General features: G+C 75.0%; 16 protein-coding genes. 10 read left to right on the forward strand and 6 right to left on the reverse strand.

Annotated elements, in window-relative coordinates:
* Positions 1 to 250 precede the first annotated feature (250 nt).
* Positions 251 to 1,975, forward strand: coding sequence for a phospho-sugar mutase (locus ABT238_RS19190; RefSeq protein ID WP_350769253.1), 1,725 nt, complete (start codon positions 251 to 253; stop codon positions 1,973 to 1,975).
* 73 nt (positions 1,976 to 2,048) lie between these two features.
* Here the strand turns inward: ABT238_RS19190 and ABT238_RS19195 are convergent, their stop codons facing one another.
* Complete coding sequence (locus ABT238_RS19195) at positions 2,049 to 2,735, reverse strand: PH domain-containing protein (protein ID WP_350571961.1); 687 nt, start codon at positions 2,733 to 2,735, stop codon at positions 2,049 to 2,051.
* A 130-nt stretch (positions 2,736 to 2,865) separates the two neighbouring features.
* Here ABT238_RS19195 and deoC point away from each other — a divergent pair, with 130 nt between their 5' ends.
* The 4 genes from deoC (at position 2,866) to ABT238_RS19215 (ending at position 7,099) form a co-directional block, all read left to right on the forward strand.
* Positions 2,866 to 3,852, forward strand: coding sequence for a deoxyribose-phosphate aldolase (gene deoC / locus ABT238_RS19200; RefSeq protein ID WP_350571962.1), 987 nt, complete (start codon positions 2,866 to 2,868; stop codon positions 3,850 to 3,852).
* 5 nt (positions 3,853 to 3,857) lie between these two features.
* Entirely contained in the window at positions 3,858 to 5,357 is a 1,500-nt protein-coding gene (locus ABT238_RS19205) for an aldehyde dehydrogenase family protein (RefSeq protein WP_350769269.1), read from the forward strand.
* Positions 5,350 to 6,252, forward strand: a complete 903-nt coding sequence (locus tag ABT238_RS19210; RefSeq protein WP_350571964.1) for an aldehyde dehydrogenase family protein — start codon at positions 5,350 to 5,352, stop codon at positions 6,250 to 6,252. The genes ABT238_RS19205 and ABT238_RS19210 overlap by 8 nt, the downstream gene beginning before the upstream one ends.
* Positions 6,253 to 6,460: 208 nt before the next feature.
* A complete protein-coding gene (locus ABT238_RS19215) occupies positions 6,461 to 7,099 on the forward strand; it encodes a uridine kinase family protein (RefSeq protein WP_350571965.1) in 639 nt (212 codons plus the stop codon).
* Between the two features lie 248 nt (positions 7,100 to 7,347).
* Here the strand turns inward: ABT238_RS19215 and ABT238_RS19220 are convergent, their stop codons facing one another.
* Complete coding sequence (locus ABT238_RS19220) at positions 7,348 to 8,322, reverse strand: SigE family RNA polymerase sigma factor (protein WP_502891448.1); 975 nt, start codon at positions 8,320 to 8,322, stop codon at positions 7,348 to 7,350.
* Positions 8,323 to 8,624: 302 nt separating this feature from the next.
* Between ABT238_RS19220 and ABT238_RS19225 the strand changes: the two genes are divergently transcribed.
* From ABT238_RS19225 to ABT238_RS19240, 4 genes are all read left to right on the forward strand, one after another.
* The gene (locus ABT238_RS19225) at positions 8,625 to 9,302 is read left to right on the forward strand and encodes a response regulator (protein WP_350553901.1); all 678 of its coding nucleotides are present in this window, start codon (positions 8,625 to 8,627) and stop codon (positions 9,300 to 9,302) included.
* A 69-nt stretch (positions 9,303 to 9,371) separates the two neighbouring features.
* Entirely contained in the window at positions 9,372 to 10,886 is a 1,515-nt protein-coding gene (locus ABT238_RS19230; RefSeq protein WP_350571966.1) for an ATP-binding protein, read from the forward strand.
* Positions 10,883 to 11,284 (forward strand): hypothetical protein, encoded by a 402-nt coding sequence (locus ABT238_RS19235; RefSeq protein ID WP_350571967.1) that lies wholly within the window; start codon positions 10,883 to 10,885, stop codon positions 11,282 to 11,284. The genes ABT238_RS19230 and ABT238_RS19235 overlap by 4 nt, the downstream gene beginning before the upstream one ends.
* 178 nt (positions 11,285 to 11,462) lie before the next feature.
* A complete protein-coding gene (locus tag ABT238_RS19240; protein ID WP_350571968.1) occupies positions 11,463 to 12,056 on the forward strand; it encodes a VanZ family protein in 594 nt (197 codons plus the stop codon).
* Here ABT238_RS19240 and ABT238_RS19245 read toward each other — a convergent pair.
* From ABT238_RS19245 to ABT238_RS19255, 3 genes are read right to left on the reverse strand one after another with little or no spacing between them, the layout of a single operon-like run.
* Positions 12,019 to 12,333: a ribosomal protein L7/L12 gene (locus ABT238_RS19245; protein WP_350571969.1), complete on the reverse strand. Its 315-nt coding sequence runs from the start codon at positions 12,331 to 12,333 to the stop codon at positions 12,019 to 12,021. The genes ABT238_RS19240 and ABT238_RS19245 overlap by 38 nt on opposite strands.
* A gap of 6 nt (positions 12,334 to 12,339) precedes the next feature.
* Positions 12,340 to 12,984, reverse strand: a complete 645-nt coding sequence (locus tag ABT238_RS19250) for a PhzF family phenazine biosynthesis protein (protein ID WP_350571970.1) — start codon at positions 12,982 to 12,984, stop codon at positions 12,340 to 12,342.
* Positions 12,981 to 14,636, reverse strand: coding sequence for a hypothetical protein (locus ABT238_RS19255; RefSeq protein ID WP_350571971.1), 1,656 nt, complete (start codon positions 14,634 to 14,636; stop codon positions 12,981 to 12,983). Before ABT238_RS19255 ends, ABT238_RS19250 begins: the two co-directional genes overlap by 4 nt.
* Before the next feature lie 324 nt (positions 14,637 to 14,960).
* Between ABT238_RS19255 and ABT238_RS19260 the strand changes: the two genes are divergently transcribed.
* Positions 14,961 to 15,476, forward strand: a complete 516-nt coding sequence (locus ABT238_RS19260; RefSeq protein ID WP_350571972.1) for a hypothetical protein — start codon at positions 14,961 to 14,963, stop codon at positions 15,474 to 15,476.
* Between the two features lie 86 nt (positions 15,477 to 15,562).
* Here the strand turns inward: ABT238_RS19260 and aspS are convergent, their stop codons facing one another.
* The gene (gene aspS, locus ABT238_RS19265; RefSeq protein ID WP_350769351.1) at positions 15,563 to 16,852 is read right to left on the reverse strand and encodes an aspartate--tRNA(Asn) ligase; all 1,290 of its coding nucleotides are present in this window, start codon (positions 16,850 to 16,852) and stop codon (positions 15,563 to 15,565) included.
* Positions 16,853 to 17,113: the final 261 nt, after the last annotated feature.

Here is a 17,113-nt window from a genome sequence, read left to right on the forward strand (position 1 = left end):
GGCCCGGGGCGGGTGTGACCACCGGATCACACCCGCCCCGGGCCCCGTCCGCGTCCGCGTCCGCCGGTCCGACACGCCCCATCCGGCCGGGCGCCGCGCCGCCACCGCGCCGTACGGTTCGCCCCGTCCCGGCCTCGCGCCCCGCCCGTCCCCTTCCGCCCGTCCCACCGCACCCGCCCGTCCCACCGGGCCCGGGCCGGGGCACCCTCCCCGGCCGACCACCGACGCACTTCCCGATGGAGCCGCAGCCATGACGCAGGCAACCACCACCGACCTCCTCGCCCGGGCCCGCACCTGGCTCGCCGAGGACCCGGACCCGCAGACCCGTGAGGAGCTCGCCGCGCTGCTCGCCGACGCCGAGACCCCCGAGGCGGAGGCGACCGCCAAGATCGCCTGGGCCCAGCTGGCCGAGCGCTTCGCCGGCCGCCTGCAGTTCGGCACCGCCGGCCTGCGCGGCGAACTCGGCGCCGGGCCGATGCGGATGAACCGCGCCGTGGTGATCCGGGCCGCCGCCGGCCTGGTCTCCTACGTCAAGCAGCAGGGCCTCGGCGACCTCGTCGTCATCGGCTACGACGCCCGCCACAAGTCCTACGACTTCGCCCGCGACACCGCCGCCGTGGTGGTCGGCGCCGGGCTGCGCGCCGCGCTGTTCCCGCGCCCGCTGCCCACCCCGGTGCTCGCCTTCGCCGTCCGCCACCTCGGCGCGGCCGCCGGCGTGACCGTCACCGCCAGCCACAACCCGCCGCAGGACAACGGCTACAAGGTCTACCTGGGCGACGGCTCGCAGATCGTGCCGCCGGCCGACGCGGGCATCGCCGCCGAGATCGACGCGATCGGCTCGCTCACCGAGGTCCCGCTCGCCGGGAGCGGCTGGGAGACGGTGGACGAGTCGGTGGTCGAGGCCTACCTGGACCGCGCCGTCTCCATCCTCGACCCGCACAGCGCCCGCGACCTCGACGTCGTCTACACCCCGATGCACGGCGTCGGCCGCGACACCTTCCTCGCCGCCCTGAACCGGGCCGGTTTCCCCGCCCCCACCGTGGTCGCCGAGCAGGCCGAGCCGGACCCGGACTTCCCGACCGTCGCCTTCCCCAACCCGGAGGAGCCGGGGGCGATGGACCTCGCCTTCCGCACCGCCGCCTCGACCGGGCCGGACATCGTCATCGCCAACGACCCGGACGCCGACCGCTGCGCGGTGGCCGTCCCCGCCAACGGCAACGCCGCCGGCGGCGGGCAGGGCGCCAACGGCTGGCGGATGCTGCGCGGCGACGAGGTCGGCGCGCTGCTCGGCGCCGCGCTGGTCGCCAAGAAGGCCGAAGGCACCTTCGCCACCACCATCGTCTCCTCCACCCTGCTCGGCCGGATCGCCGAGGCCGCCGGGCTCGGCTACGCGGAGACCCTCACCGGCTTCAAGTGGATCTCCCGCGCCGAGGGCCTGCGCTACGGCTACGAGGAGGCGCTCGGCTACTGCGTCGACCCGCAGGGCGTGCGCGACAAGGACGGCATCACCGCCGCCCTGCTGGTCGCCGAGCTCGCCGCCACCCTCAAGCGCTCCGGGCGCACCCTGTCCGACCTGCTGGACGACCTGGCGCTGGAGCACGGCCTGCACGCCACCGACCAGCTCTCCGTCCGGGTCGAGGACCTCTCGCTGATCGCGGACGCCATGCGCACCCTGCGCGAGCAGCCGCCCACCGTGCTGGCCGGCCTCGCGGTGACCCGCGCCGACGACCTCACCGCCGGCTCCGCCGACCTGCCGCCCACCGACGGCCTGCGCTACCGCCTGGCCGGCGAGGCCGTCCGTTCGGCCCGCATCGTGGTCCGCCCCTCGGGCACCGAGCCCAAGCTCAAGTGCTACCTGGAGGTCGTCCTCCCGGTCGCCTCCGCCGCCGACCTGGCCACCGCCCGCACCCGGGCCGCCGAGATCCTCACCACGATCAAGCGCGACCTGGCCGAAGCCGCCGGCATCACCGCCTGACGCCGCCCCGGCACACGGAAGGGCCCGCCGTTCCCGGCGGGCCCTTCCGCGCGTTCCGTCGTGTCCGGACGGCTCAGACCGCGATCACGGTGATCAGGGCGATCAGCCCGGCCAGGGTCGGGGCGATGATCCACCAGCACCAGCGGACCTCGATCGGCCCGGCGGCCTCGGGGCGGGAGGCGTTGCGCTCGGCCATCTCCTGCAGGATGCCGACCACCTGGTCCGACCAGGCCCGGGTGGGGTCCGACGAGCCCTGCACGCCGGGGCCGGCCGGGGCGTTGCCCTGGCCGAAGACCATGCCCAGCCGGGAGGTGTGCTGCGGCCGGCCGCCGCGGTCCCGGACGCGGGCCGCGCGCTTGCGCTGGCGCAGCGACACCGGCACCGCCCACACCTGGTACTTCTTGCCGTCGGCGAGCAGCTCCACCGAGTACCCGGCGCGCAGCGCGTCGACGGCGGCCCAGGGCGCGGTGATGGTGCGCAGCGGGTTGCGGACCACCAGGCGGCGCTCGTTGGCGCGGACGGCGGGACGCAGGGTGTAGGCGACCACCGGGAGAGCGAAGACCGGGACGGCGGCCAGCGACACCCACGGCGTCTTGCCGGTGCCGTTCAGCGCCGCGTCCCCGATCAGCCAGGCGGCGACGGCCAGCAACAGCACCCCGGAGATGACGCCGGGAACGGAGCGGTACACGCGGTCGGCGTACACGGGCTCCCCATCGGAGCCGGCCGGGGCCCGGTCGGGCCGGCCGTCGGAATCGGTCATGCCCACGATTCTGCCCCATCCCCCCCGCTCTCCACAGGGGCGGCGATCACACCCCCAGGTCTCGGTCCGGCATCGATGCGTGCGGGCCCTAGCGGTTGACTACGCGCGTAGATATGCTGGTGTGGTGACTATGTCCACTCTTGCAGCCAACGCCCCAGGCATCGCGGGCAGCGGTCTCGAGGACGTCGCGGCGTCCGAGGCCTCGCTCCGCCGCTTCCTGCACGGCCTGCCCGGTGTCGACCAGGTCGGCCTGGAGGCGCGTGCCGCCACCCTCGGTACCCGCTCGATCAAGACCACGGCCAAGGCGTACGCCATCGACCTGGCCATCTCGATGATCGACCTGACCACGCTCGAGGGCGCGGACACGGTCGGCAAGGTGCGCGCGCTGTGCACCAAGGGCCGCAACCCCGACCCGACCGACCCGACCGCCCCCCGCGTCGCGGCGATCTGTGTCTACCCGGACATGGTCGCCACCGCGAAGGCGGCGCTGCGGGGCACCGCCATCCAGGTCGCCTCGGTCGCCACCGCCTTCCCGGCCGGCCGCGCCGCGCTGCCGGTCAAGCTGGCCGACACCGCTGACGCGGTCGCCGCCGGCGCCGACGAGATCGACATGGTCATCGACCGGGGGGCCTTCCTCTCCGGCCGCTACCTGGACGTCTTCCAGGAGATCGTCGCCGTCAAGGAGGCCTGCCGCCGGGCCGACGGCAGCTACGCCCACCTCAAGGTGATCTTCGAGACCGGCGAGCTGCAGACGTACGACAACGTGCGCCGGGTCTCCTGGCTGGCGATGCTGGCCGGCGCCGACTTCATCAAGACCTCCACCGGCAAGGTCGCCGTCAACGCGACCCCGCCGGTCACCCTGCTGATGCTGGAGGCGGTCCGCGACTTCCGCGCGGCCACCGGCGTCCAGGTCGGCGTGAAGCCCGCCGGCGGCATCCGCACCACCAAGGACGCCATGAAGTACCTGGTGATGGTCAACGAGACCCTCGGCGACGACTGGCTGACCCCGCACTGGTTCCGCTTCGGCGCCTCCAGCCTGCTCAACGACCTGCTGATGCAGCGCCAGAAGCTGACCACCGGACGGTACTCCGGCCCCGACTACGTGACGGTGGACTGATCACCATGGCCAAGAAGAAGAACACCGAGGAGCCCGTGGCCCAGAAGCCGGCGGGCGGCCTCTTCACGTACGCCCCGGCGCCCGAGTCGCCCGCCGCGGCCGGCGACATCGCCAGCTCCTACGGCCACTTCATCGGCGGCGAGTTCGTCGACTCCTCGGGCAGCGAGGCGCTGAAGACGGTCAACCCGGCCACCGAGCAGGTGCTCGCCGAGTTCGCCCGGGGCACCGAGGAGGACGTCGACCGCGCGGTCGCCGCCGCCCGCCGGGCCTTCGCCGACTGGTCCGCGCTGCCCGGCAGCGAGCGCGCCAAGTACCTGTTCCGGATCGCCCGGATCATCCAGGAGCGCAGCCGCGAGCTGGCCGTGCTGGAGTCGATCGACAACGGCAAGCCGATCCGCGAGACCCGCGACGTCGACCTGCCGCTGGTCGCCGCGCACTTCTTCTACTACGCGGGCTGGGCCGACAAGCTGGACTACGCCGGCTTCGGCCCGAACCCGAAGCCGCTGGGCGTGGCCGGCCAGGTCATCCCGTGGAACTTCCCGCTGCTGATGCTGGCGTGGAAGATCGCCCCGGCGCTGGCCACCGGCAACACGGTCGTGCTCAAGCCGGCCGAGACCACCCCGCTGACCGCGCTGCGCTTCGCCGAGATCTGCCGCCAGGCCGGTCTGCCGAAGGGCGTCGTCAACATCGTCACCGGCGACGGCCGCACCGGCGCCGCGCTCACCGCGCACCCGGACGTCAACAAGGTCGCCTTCACCGGCTCCACCCCGGTCGGCCGGGCGATCGCCAAGCAGGTGGCCGGCACCCGCAAGAAGCTGTCGCTGGAGCTGGGCGGCAAGGCCGCGAACATCGTCTTCGACGACGCGCCGATCGACCAGGCCGTCGAGGGCATCGTCAACGGCATCTTCTTCAACCAGGGCCACGTCTGCTGCGCGGGTTCGCGCCTGCTGGTCCAGGAGTCGGTCCAGGACGAGCTGCTGGCGGCGCTGAAGCGCCGGATGGGCACCCTGCGGGTCGGCGACCCGCTGGACAAGAACACCGACATCGGCGCGATCAACTCCGCCGAGCAGCTGGCCCGGATCACCGCGCTGACCGACGCCGGCGAGGCCGAGGGCGCCGAGCGCTGGTCGCCCGCCTGCGAGCTGCCGGGCACCGGCTTCTGGTTCCGGCCGACCGTCTTCACCGGCGTCAGCCAGGCCCACCGGATCGCCCAGGAGGAGATCTTCGGCCCGGTGCTGTCGGTGCTGACCTTCCGCACCCCCGCCGAGGCGGTCGAGAAGGCCAACAACACCCCCTACGGCCTCTCCGCCGGCATCTGGACGGAGAAGGGCTCGCGCATCCTCTGGACGGCCAACCGGCTCAAGGCGGGCGTGGTCTGGGCCAACACCTTCAACAAGTTCGACCCGACCTCGCCGTTCGGCGGCTACAAGGAGTCGGGCTACGGCCGCGAGGGTGGCCGGCACGGTCTGGAGCCCTACCTGAATGTCGAGGCCCGAGATGTCTGATGTCGTGAGCCGTCTTGATGTCCTCAAGACCTACAAGCTGTACGTCGGCGGGAAGTTCCCGCGCTCCGAGAGCGGGCGGGTGTACGAGGTGACGGACGCGAAGGGCGAGTGGCTGGCCAACGTCCCGCTCGGGACCCGCAAGGACGCCCGCGACGCGGTCGTGGCCGCCCGCGCGGCGGTCAAGGGCTGGGCCGGCACCACCGCGTACAACCGCGGCCAGGTGCTGTACCGGGTCGCCGAGATGCTGCAGGGCCGGCGCGAGCAGTTCGCCGCCGAGGTGGCGCTCTCCGAGGGCATCGGCCCGAAGAAGGCCGCCGCCCTGGTGGACGCGGCGATCGACCGCTGGGTCTGGTACGCGGGCTGGACGGACAAGGTGGCCCAGATCGCGGGCGGCGCCAACCCGGTCGCCGGCCCCTACTTCAACCTCTCCACCCCGGAGCCGACCGGCGTGGTCGGCGTCGTCGCCCCGCAGGCCGGGTACGGGCACTCGCTGCTCGGCCTGGTGTCGGTGATCGCCCCGGTCATCGCCACCGGCAACACCGTGGTGGTGGCGGCCGCGGCCGACGCGCCGCTGCCCGCGCTGTCGCTGGGCGAGGTGCTGGCCACCTCCGACGTCCCGGGCGGCGTGGTCAACGTGCTGTCCGGCCGGACCGCCGACATCGCGCCCACCCTGGCCTCGCACCAGGACGTCAACGCCCTGGACCTCACCGGCGCGATCGCCGCCGACGGTCCCGGCGCGGCGGGCGCGCTGGAGGCGCTCGCCGCGGATACCCTGAAGAGGGTGATCCGCCCGGAGCTGGACCCGTTCGCCCAGGACTGGACCAATGCTCCCGGAACGGACCGGCTACTCTCGTTCCTGGAGACCAAGACGGTCTGGCACCCGATGGGTATCTGACCACCAGGTCCCCGCAGCGGCTACACTCCGTAACCGCGAGTTGGTGACACAACTCCACAGACTGGCCGTCCCCCGTGCCCTCTCCCCCCCAGGGCCCGGACGGTCACAGGACGGACCCGCGCCTCTCCCCCCCTGGCGCGGGTCCGTCGACTTTTCCCCGTTCCGGCCGGTTTCGGCATCGGGCCCGGATACGTCAGACTGGTGTCCCGTGAGTGACTCCCCGCTGAACCCTGTGCCGATAGCCCGCGCCCGGGTGGTCCTGCTCGCCGGGCCCTCCGGATCGGGGAAGTCCTCGCTCGCCGAGCGCAGCGGCCTGCCGGTGCTCCAGCTCGACGACTTCTACAAGGACGGCGACGACCCGACCCTGCCGCTGCTGCCCGACGGCTCGGTGGACTGGGACTCCCCGCTGTCCTGGCACCGCGAGCAGGCCGTCGCGGCCATCCGCGCCCTGTGCACCACCGGCCGGGCCGAGGTGCCGGTGTACTCGATCCCGGACAACGGCCGGGTCACCACCCGGGTGCTGGAGCTCGGCGGGGCCGGCGCGTTCGTCGCCGAGGGCATCTTCGCCGCCGAGATCACCGCCGACTGCGCCGCCGGGGAACTGCTCGGCGACGCCCTGTGCCTGCGCAACGGCGCGCTCACCACCGCCTGGTGGCGGCTGCGCCGGGACGTGCGCGAGGGGCGCAAGTCGCTGCCGGTGCTGCTGCGCCGCGGCTGGCGGCTGATGCGGGCCGAGCGCGGCATCGTCGGGCGGCAGGTCGCGCTGGGCGCGCACCCGTGCGCCGGGCCCGAGGCCGGGCGGCGGATCCGGGCGGTGGCCGCCGCCGGGGAGCTGTCCGCCGTCTGAGCGGCGCGCGGCGGGCCCTGCGCGAGGCCGCCGGACAACCACGACGGCGCCCGAGAACACGGAACGGCGGGCCCGGTGCGTCTCCCCCGCACCGGGCCCGCCGCCTTCCCCGGACGTCCGCGGCCCCCTCCGGTGCCGCCGCTCCCCCGAGCCGGCGCCACCCGTACCGCGTCCGTCCTGCTACCCGTCCCCCGACGGGAGCCCCGTCCGGACCCACCCCCACGGGGGACCGGAACGTCTCGATCGCGCTACGCGACCAGCTCGCCGAACGCCCGCAGCGTGTCGCCCGAGGTGTTCAGCTGCTCGTCGTCGCGCAGCCGGCGCAGCGCGCGCCAGATGCTGCTCTTGACCGTGCCGACGCTGATGCCGAGCACGTCGGCGATCTCCGGGTCGGTCTTGCCCTCGTAGTAGCGCAGCACCAGCATGGTGCGCTGGTTCTCCGGCAGCTTGGCCAGCGCCTGCCAGAGCACGGCGCGCAGCTCGGTGCCGCCCATCGCGTCGGTGTCGCCGACCGTCTCCGGCAGCTCCTCGGTCGGGTACTCGTTGACCTTGCGGCGCCGCCAGGCGGAGATGTGCAGGTTGGTCATGGTGCGGCGGAGGTAGCCCCCGACCGCGGCCTTGTCGGTGATCCGGCCCCAGGCGCGGTAGGTGCTGAAGAGCGCGCTCTGCAGCAGGTCCTCGGCCTCGTAGCGGTCACCGGTGAGGTGGTAGGCGGTGGCGTACAGGGAGGCGCGGCGCTCGCGCACGTACGCGGTGAACTCGGTGACGTGGTCCTCGGTGACGGCGGGGCGCTCCCCCTGCGCCCCGTCCCGCTGCACCTCGGTGGCGGGCGCCGCCACGGGGCTCAGCCGCAGCAGCGTCGCACCGGCGGCCTCGCGGCCGGCCGACTCCCCCGAGTCGGCCTTCCGCAGGCCGGTCCCCCCGATGCCCCGGTTCCCCCCCGGGGCGTCCTTGCCCTCGACGCGGACGGGGAGGATCCCCCGCAGCGTCAAGGTGCCGGCGGAGTCGGCCGCGTTCCCCCGGCGGCCGATCCCGTACAGCTCCCCCGTCCTGCCGCCGCCGCTCACCCGGCGGCCGGCAGTGTTTCCACCGGTGCTGTGCGCGCACCCCCGCGCGATCACGGCACCGGAGGTCTCCTCGGTCCCGCCCTCCAGGCGGGTCCGGAGGGCGGTGGCCGATGAACGCGCGGTGCGGACAGCCGGGTTGGTCCGGGTCTGAAGCATGGCGTTCATCGTGCGCCCCCTTGGTCGGTTCGAGCGGTTCCTTGTCGCCGCCTCGGCGGGCCGATCGGCCCGCTGTCCTGCGGCGACATGGAAGATCCTGCCCGCCGGTTGTGATGGCGCTGTCCGTCGACTGTCACAGGGCTGTCACAGGGCCGGGCCTTTCGTCCCGTGCGCCCTCCCGCCGTTGACGGACGCCGGTGGCGGGAGTTCCGGTTCCCGCGCGGACGGCGTCCGGGCCCCCGCGCGGCCCCGGGCGGGCGGTGGGGGGTGATTCGCCGCTCCGGGTGAGCCAGAATGAGGCCGTGCCTTTCCTCCTTCTGATCGAGGACGACGACGCCATCCGCACCGGCCTCGAACTCGCCCTCACCCGCCAGGGTCACCGTGTGGCCACCGCCGCCTCCGGTGAGGACGGTCTGAGGCTCTTCAAGGAGCAGCGGCCGGACCTCATCGTGCTGGACGTGATGCTGCCCGGCATCGACGGCTTCGAGGTGTGCCGCCGGATCCGGCGCACCGACCAGCTGCCGATCATCCTGCTGACCGCCCGCTCCGACGACATCGACGTGGTGGTGGGCCTGGAGTCCGGCGCGGACGACTACGTGGTCAAGCCGGTGCAGCCGCGGGTGCTGGACGCCCGGATCCGGGCCGTGCTGCGGCGCGGCGAGCGGGAGAGCTCGGACTCCTCGGTCTACGGCAGCGTGGTGATCGACCGGGCGGCGATGACGGTCACCAAGGACGGCGCGGACCTCCAGCTCACCCCCACCGAGCTGCGGCTGCTGCTGGAGCTCAGCCGGCGCCCCGGCCAGGCGCTGTCGCGCCAGCAGCTGCTGCGGCTGGTCTGGGAGCACGACTACCTGGGCGACTCCCGGCTGGTGGACGCCTGCGTCCAGCGGCTGCGGGCCAAGGTCGAGGACGTGCCCTCGGCCCCGACGCTGATCCGCACGGTGCGCGGCGTCGGCTACCGGCTGGACCCCCCGGCGTGACCGCCACCCTCCGTCCGGCGCCGGCGATATCCCGCCGCGCGCGCTGACCTTCCGCAACGACAGGCTCCTGTGACTGACCATCAGACGACGGCCCGGTTCTCCTCCGGCCCGTGGCGGCGGCTGCGCTCGCTGCGCGTGCGGCTGATCGCGGTGTTCGCCGCGGTCGCCCTGCTCACCGCCGTCTCGGCCTCCGGCATCGCGTACTGGCTCAACCGCGACGCGGTGCTCAAGCGCGCGCAGGACACCGCGCTCAACGACTTCCGGGTCTCGCTCAGCCGCAACGTGTCGAGCCTGCCGCTGAGCGCGACCTGCGAGGACCTGAACGCGCTGGCGAGCACCGTCGCCAGCTCCGGGCTCAGCTACGACGTGGTGGTGACGGACCCGGCGCTGCCGGACTGCATCGCCTCCTCCAGCCCCACGCAGTACACGCTCGCCAACGTGCCGACGCCGCTGCAGACCCAGGTGGGCAAGCCGCGCGAGATCACCGAGTCCAACCCGTACACCTACCACCTGTACTGGCAGCGGCAGAACCTCGACGGCCGGCCGTTCGTGATCGGCGGCACCAAGGTGGTGCCGACCGGGCCGACCGCGTACATGTTCAAGTCGCTGGAGAACGAGCGGGCCGACCTCAACACGCTCGGCTGGTCGCTGGCGATCGCCACGCTGCTGGCGCTGATCGGCTCGGCGCTGCTCGCGCAGGCGGCCTCGGCGACGGTCCTGCGGCCGGTGCGGCGGCTCGGCGACGCGGCCCGCCGGCTCGGCGAGGGCCATCTGGACACCCGGCTCGAGGTCGAGGGCTCGGACGAACTCGCCGACCTGGCGCGGACCTTCAACCGGACCGCGGAGTCACTGCACGAGCAGGTCGAGGAGCTGAGCGCGCGCGAGGCGCAGAGCCGGCGGTTCGTCGCCGACATGTCGCACGAGCTGCGCACCCCGCTGACCGCGATGACCGCCGTCACGGACATCCTGGAGGACGAGGCGGAGTCGCTGGACCCGATGATCGAGCCGGCGGTGCGGCTGGTGGTCAGCGAGACCCGCCGGCTGTCCGACCTGGTGGAGAACCTCATGGAGGTGACCCGCTTCGACGCCGGCACGGCCAAGCTGGTCGCCGACGAGGTGGACATCGCGGACCTGATCATGTCCTGCATCGACGGCCGGGCCTGGTACGACGCGGTGGAGGTGGACGCGCCGCGCGGGGTGCGGGCGGTGGTCGACCCGCGCCGGCTGGACGTCGTCTTCGCCAACCTCATCGGCAACGCGCTCAAGCACGGCGGCTCGCCGGTGCGGGTGCGGGTGCGCGAGGACGGGGACAGCGTGGTCGTCGAGGTGTCGGACAGCGGTCCGGGCATCCCGGAGGACGTGCTGCCGCACGTCTTCGACCGCTTCTACAAGGCCGACAAGGGGCGGGCGCGCTCGGAGGGCAGCGGCCTCGGCCTGTCCATCGCGATGGCCAACGCGCAGATCCACGGCGGGACCATCACCGCCGCGAACGGCGAGAGCGGCGCGGTGTTCACGCTGACCCTGCCGCGGACGCCGCCGCCCGCGCCGCCGGCCGACACCGCCTCCCAGGAGAGTGCCCAGTGAACCGTCTCCGCCGACGGCAGCCGTTCGCCGCCGCCGCACTGCTGGGGCTGGCCGCGCTGGCCGCCGGCTGCGGCATCCGCCCGACCGCCGTCCCGGTGGACGCGGGCGCGCCGGCCAGCCGGACCGCCTGTCCTACGGTGGCGCGGATACCCACGGCACCGAGCGCGCCGTCCCCGGCCGCCGGGACCGCCGGGACCGGCGGAGGCGCGGGCGCGGCCGCCCAGCCCTCGGCGCAGGCCGCTCCGGCGCGGGCCGGCGCGGCGTCCGCGGCGCCGTCGTCGCGGCCCTCGCTCTCGCCGTCGCCGTCGCCCGTCGTGGTGTCGCCGACGGCCCCGGCGGACAACGTGTTCGGCGCGCTGCCCTCGCCCACCGCCCCCACCACGCCGCCCTGCCGCTGAGCCGGGGAGCCGCCGGGCCGGGGCCGCCGGGTTCACCGGGCGGCTCCCCCGCGGTCCCTGCCGGACCCCCGGCGCGCGACGGGAAGTTCACACCGGGCAGGGAACCGTCACGCCGCCGGTGCACGTCCTACCCCCCGTGCAGCGAGATGGCACCAGGCCACGCGAGGAGCGTGCCGGCGTGCGGACCGAGACCGGACGGGCGACGGCCGTCCAGCGTTCCCAGCGTCCACTGCGGGTGGTGGGTCTGATCGGCCTCACCGTCCACCTGCTGCTGGTGGGCTGGATGGTGCTGAGACCACTGCCGGTGGCCTGGGTCTACGACGCCAACCTGACACCACTGGCCTCGCTCCGCTCCTCGACCGCGGGCCAACTGCTCGGCGAACTGCTGCTGCTCTCCCCGCTCGGCCTCCTCCTCCCGCTCGCCGGCGGCCGCCTGACCACCCGCTGGCTGCCGTCCTTCCTGCGCACCGCCGGCGCCTCGGCGCTGCTGGCCACCGCGCTGGAGTTCCTCTCCTCCTGGACCCCGGGCCATGTGCTCAACGTGGACCACATCCTGCTCGCCGTCGTCGGCGTCGCGGCCACCCACCTCGCCCTGGTCCCGGCCGGCCGGTCCTTCCTGCTGCGCCGCGCCACGGCCCCCAAGGCCCCGGCGAAGGCCCCGGCGTCTGTGACGGCCCAGGCGGCCCAGGCACCGGCGGCACCGAAGCCCTCGGCCCCCGCCGTCGAGCCCTTCCTCAGCCTCGGCTCGCCGGGCACGTCAGGCAGGGGTTGAGCGCGCACGGCCCCGGGTCCAGCGACTCACCCCGTTCCGGCCCGCGTCGGTCGCACTCCACGCACCACAGCTCCACGGCGGCACCGGCCTCGCGCAACCGGTCGGCCGCCCGCCTGGCCGGCTCCAGCTGGTGCCGGAAGACGGTCATCGGCACGTGCGCCAGTACCCGTCCGCTGCGCCAGAGGCTCAGTGCGGTGAGCCTGGTGAGGGCACGGACCACCTCGATCCGGCGCTCCCCGACAGAGGTGACGACGACGTCGGCCTCGGTGTCCTCCACGGCCCCTCAGCCCGCGCGGCGCACCCGGCCGCCCACCTCGACCAGGCCGTCGGCCGTGAGGCCCGTGACGAGCTGCGAGCCGCGCCCCTGGGTGATCGTCAGAGGGCGGCCCAGTTCGGCGGTCAGCAGGATGGCAGCGGCTCCGGTGGCCTCGTCCTCGTCGATGCCGTCGTCCCGGCCGGGGAAGGCCCGGGCGCGGACGGTGCCCGCCGGCTCGTCCTGCCAGGCCCAGGCGTAGATCCACTCACCCGGCGGCGGCACCGCCAGGCCGTCCACCTCGGCGGGCGTCGCGTGCCGGCGCAGGGTGCGCGGCGGGGCCCAGGCGGCGGGCGCCGCGATCCGGGTGAACTCCCCGTCGCGGCGGACGCCGACCACGCCGGCCGGGGTGACCAGTCGGTCCACGCCGAGCAGCCAGGCGGCGCCGACGCACGGGTGGCCGGCGAAGGGCAGGCGCAGGCCGGGGGTGTAGATGTCGATGGCACCGAGCTCCGGGTCGTCGACGAACACCGTCTCGCTGAAGCCGAGTTCCCGGGCGATCGCCTGCCGGCCGGCCTCGCCGGGGACGGCGGCACCGTCCCGGACGACGCCCAGCGCGTTGCCGTGCGCGCCGTCCGGGCCGCAGAACACGCGCAACACCTCGTGGCCGGTCATCCCTCGCTCGCCCCCTTCGGCCGCGGCGCCGGACCGCGGGCGGGCCGCGGAGCGGGGTTCGCCCCCGGGCGGGCCACCGGGCCCGGGCCGGCACCCGGGACCGGGCCTCCGGCCGGGCGGGGCGGTACGGCCGGGGCCGGGCGGGCCTTCTGCCGGCGGTGGGCCACCACCAGCGTGCCGATGCCCATCGCGATCGAGGTGGCGCCGGTGATCGCCATCGGGGCGTTGCTGGAGGAGCCGCCGGTGGAGGCGAGGTCGACGGACGGCGCCGGGGCCGCCACGGTCACGGTGACGGCCGGCACCGGGGCGACGGGCCCGCCCTCCGGCGTCTGCGTGGTCTGCGCCGCGGGGACGGCTCCCGCCGTGCCGCTCGGCTCCGGCGCGGTCGGGACGATCGCCGCGAGGCCGACCGCCGGGCCGCCGCTGCCGGTCGCGCTCGGCGCGGTGGCCGACGGCTCGGCGGGAGGAGTCGTGGCGCCGCCGTCCGCGGCCGACGTGCTCGGTGCGGCGCTCGGCGTGACCTGCGCGGCGGCGGCCACGGTCACGTCGACCGCCGAGCTGGTGGCCGGCACCGCCGCGCCGCCCCCGCCGAGGGGCAGGCTGCTCCCGGCGAACTGCACCGACACGACGCCCGCCGGGACGTCCTGGCCGAACGCCAGCCGCACGTTGAGCGTGCGGGACTCGCCGTCGCGCAGCCGGACCGGGGAGGCCTCCTGGTCCGGGGTGCGCAGCACGAGGGTGAGCGCGCCGGGCGCGGTCCGGCCGGCGTCGGGCACGGCCGCCGACCACTGGCCGTCGGGGGCCTGGAAGTCCAGCCCGGCCGCCCCGGCCGCGGGCAGCGCCGCACCCCGGAGGGTGAGTTCGGGCAGGAAGGCGACGTCCTTGCCGCTGCGGTTGGTGAGCGTCAGCCGGAACGGCCTGGCCTCGCCGCCGGCGGTGAAGGAGCCGGGCACCGCGTCCAGGCCGAGGTAGGGCACGCCGGGCGCGGGGGCGGACGTCGGCGCGACGGTGGGGCCGGCGGCGACGGTGGTGAACTCCTGGTGCGGGCTGAGCGCCTCGGAGGTGCGGCTCTCGGGCGGCAGGGTCGGGTCGGAGACCACCGCGGTGAACCCGCCGGTGGCCCGTCCGGCGGGCGCGTCGGCGGTGACGGCGAGCCGCAGCCGGTAGGTCGCCGAGGCGCCGGCGGGCAGGCTCAGCCGGGTGGCGAAGGTGTCCAGGTTCCAGGTGGCGCCGACGCGGGCGCCCTGGTTGAGCGCGGCGGCCTTCCACGCGCCGCCGCCGGGGGCCTGGTGGTCCAGCCGGAGCTGGGTCTCGCGGACGCCGGAGTCGACGTTGGCCACGGTGAAGCCGGTGGTGACGTCGACCGCGTGGTCGGCGGAGTTGCGCAGGGTGGCGGTGAACTCGGCGGCGGGCCCGCCGGCCGTGAGGGTGCCGGGGAAGCCGGCGAGGCTGACCGTCACCGGGCCGCGCGGGGCCTGCGGGCCGCCGCCCGGCCCCGGGGTGCCCTGGTCCACGGCCGGCCGCACCGTCCCGGTGGTCCCCCCGGAGCGCGGCAGCGCGGAAGCGCCGGGGGCGGCCGCGGTCAGGGCCACGCCCGAGACCAGGGTCGCGGCAGCGGCGAGGGCCAGGGATCTGCGGTGCTGAGTACGCAAGGGAGACCTCACGGAATAAAGGCGGGCGAACCCGACGAACCCGGCAGCAGGCGGCTCGCCGAGGTGGGGGGCCGCTCCGGGACTCTCACCCGGGTCGCTGCTTCGCCCCCCAACCACCAGCGACGGCGGCATCATATCCGAACGCGCGGACGCTTCCTGAGGAGTTTTCAAGGGGTGGGAGGGAGGTTCGCCGGGCGGATTCGGCGATGACACCGTGACGAAATCGTGCGGACGGATGTCGGCGGGCTCCAGTACTGTGCGCTCTCGTCCCCACCGGCCGCCCCGTGCGTGCCCGCTCATTCACCAGAACCACAGGGAAAACTCGTGAACCTCGACTTCGACGCCGAGCCGCTCTTCTCCTGGTACGTCGTGCTGCTCGCGATCAGCGGCCTCGCGCTGCTGGTCCTCGGCGCCGTCAACCTCGGCGGGCTGAAGATCGGCTGGCGCATCCTCAACGTGCTCGTCGGCCTGGGCTTCACCGGCTACGCGTACTACCTCGCGTTCGTCTTCGAGGGCGGCACGTACACGCTGTTCTTCAAGGCGTTCATCCTGCCGGTGGCGCTGATAGCCAACGCGGTGAAGGCGCTGGTCACGCGCTCCCAGGAACCGGCCGCGCCGGTCGCGCCGCCGGTGCCGGCCGGCTCGCCGTACCAGCCGCAGCCGGCCGCCCCGTACGGGCAGGGTGCCCCGGTGCCGCAGGCCTCGCCGTACCAGCCGCAGGGGTACCAGGCTCCGCAGGGGCAGGCGTACCCGCAGGCGCAGCCGTCGCCGTACCAGCCGCAGGCGTACCCGCAGGCGTACCAGGCTCCGCAGGCGCCGCAGGGCCCGCAGCAGGGCTGAGCACCCGTCCGCCCGTCCGCCTCCGGGCGGCGCCCCGGGGAACGGGAGCGCCGCCCGGAGGCGTACCGGCGTCCGGCGCCCTCACCTCACGGCGTCAGCCGGTGCACGTCGCGCGGGAAGAGCGCCGTGCGCCGGACGTTCTCCTCCCCCGTCAGCCGCGCCGTCCAGCGCTCCAGGCCGAGCGCGAACCCGCCGTGCGGCGGCATGCCGTGGACGAAGGCCCGCAGGTACCCCTCGTACGGCCCGGCCGGCTCGCCGCGGGCGGCGAGGGCCGCGAGGTAGTCCTCGTGGCGGTGCAGCCGCTGGCCGCCGGTGACCAGCTCCAGCCCGCGGAAGAGCAGGTCGAAGCTGTTCGAGTACTCCGGCCGGCCCGGCTCGGGGTGGGTGTAGAACGGCCGCTTGCGCATCGGGTACCCGGTCACGAACAGGAACGGGCTGCCGTGCTCGCGCTGCGCCCAGGCGCCGAGCCACCGCTCGTGCGCCGGCGCGAGGTCCGGCTCGTCGGCGCCCAGCATCCGCATCGCCTCCGCGAAGTGCAGCTGCGGGATCTCCCCGGGGACGGCGGGCGGCTCGACGCCCAGGGTCGCGAGGGCGTCCCCGGCCCGCTCGGCGACCGCCGCCACCATCCCGGCGAGGGCGGCCCGCACCACGGCCATGACGTCCCGGTGGTCGGTGACGAAGCCGAGTTCGGCGTCCAGGCTGGTGTACTGGGCCAGGTGGCGGGCGGTGTCGTGCGGCTCGGCCCGGAACACCGGCCCGGTCTCGTAGACCCGCTCGAAGACGCCGACCATCGCCTGCTTGAAGAACTGCGGCGACTGCGCCAGGTACGCCTCGCGCCCGAACCAGTCCAGCGCGAAGACGTTCGCTCCGGACTCGGTCGCCGAGGAGACGACCTTCGGCGTGTGGATCTCGGTGAAGCCGAGGCCGTCGAGCGCCGCCCGGAAGCCGTGCACGGAGGCCGCCGAGACGCGGTGCAGCGCCGCCAGCCGGGGGTGGCGCAGGGTGACGGGCGCGCCGTCCAGGACCACCGGCAGCGCGGCGGGGACGGCCGGGCGGAAGAGGTCGAACGGCGGGGCGGCGGCGGGGCGGGAGAGCACCTCCATCTCCGGCCCGGTCAGCTCCACTCCGCTCGGCGCCTGGGGGTTGGCGGTGACGGTGCCCCGGACGCGCAGCACCGTCTCCTCCGGCAGGTCGGCCGTCCCGGCGGGGGCGACCACCTGGGCGAGGCCCGAGCGGTCGCGCAGGACGAGGAAGGTCACGGACTTCAGCGCGCGGCGGCGGTGCAGCCAGCCGGCGAGTTCGACGCTCGCGCCGACGTGGCCGGGCAGGTCGGCGGCCAGGACGCGGGCGGTGTCGGTGGTACGGGGGTGGATCATCGCGGCCCTCCGGGGGCGTCGTGGTGATCCCTTGGGAGTGCGGGCGAGAAGGGGACTCGCGGTGCCACCGCACTTTCGCCGCCGTCGCCGGAGCGGGCGGCGGCCTCGATCGGGCCCGGTGACGGGGGCCGGCCGGCGGGGCATTTCCTCCCCGCACTCGGGAGTGTCTTCCCTCCCGGACGCGAGGCCGCCTTCACAGCAGCCGGCGGCTCTCTCGGCTCGCGGGGCCCGGAGGTACTCGTCTCCGTCGACGTGTTGGGG

The sequence above is a fragment of the Kitasatospora sp. NPDC001527 genome (assembly GCF_040298605.1).
Classification (GTDB): domain Bacteria; phylum Actinomycetota; class Actinomycetes; order Streptomycetales; family Streptomycetaceae; genus Kitasatospora.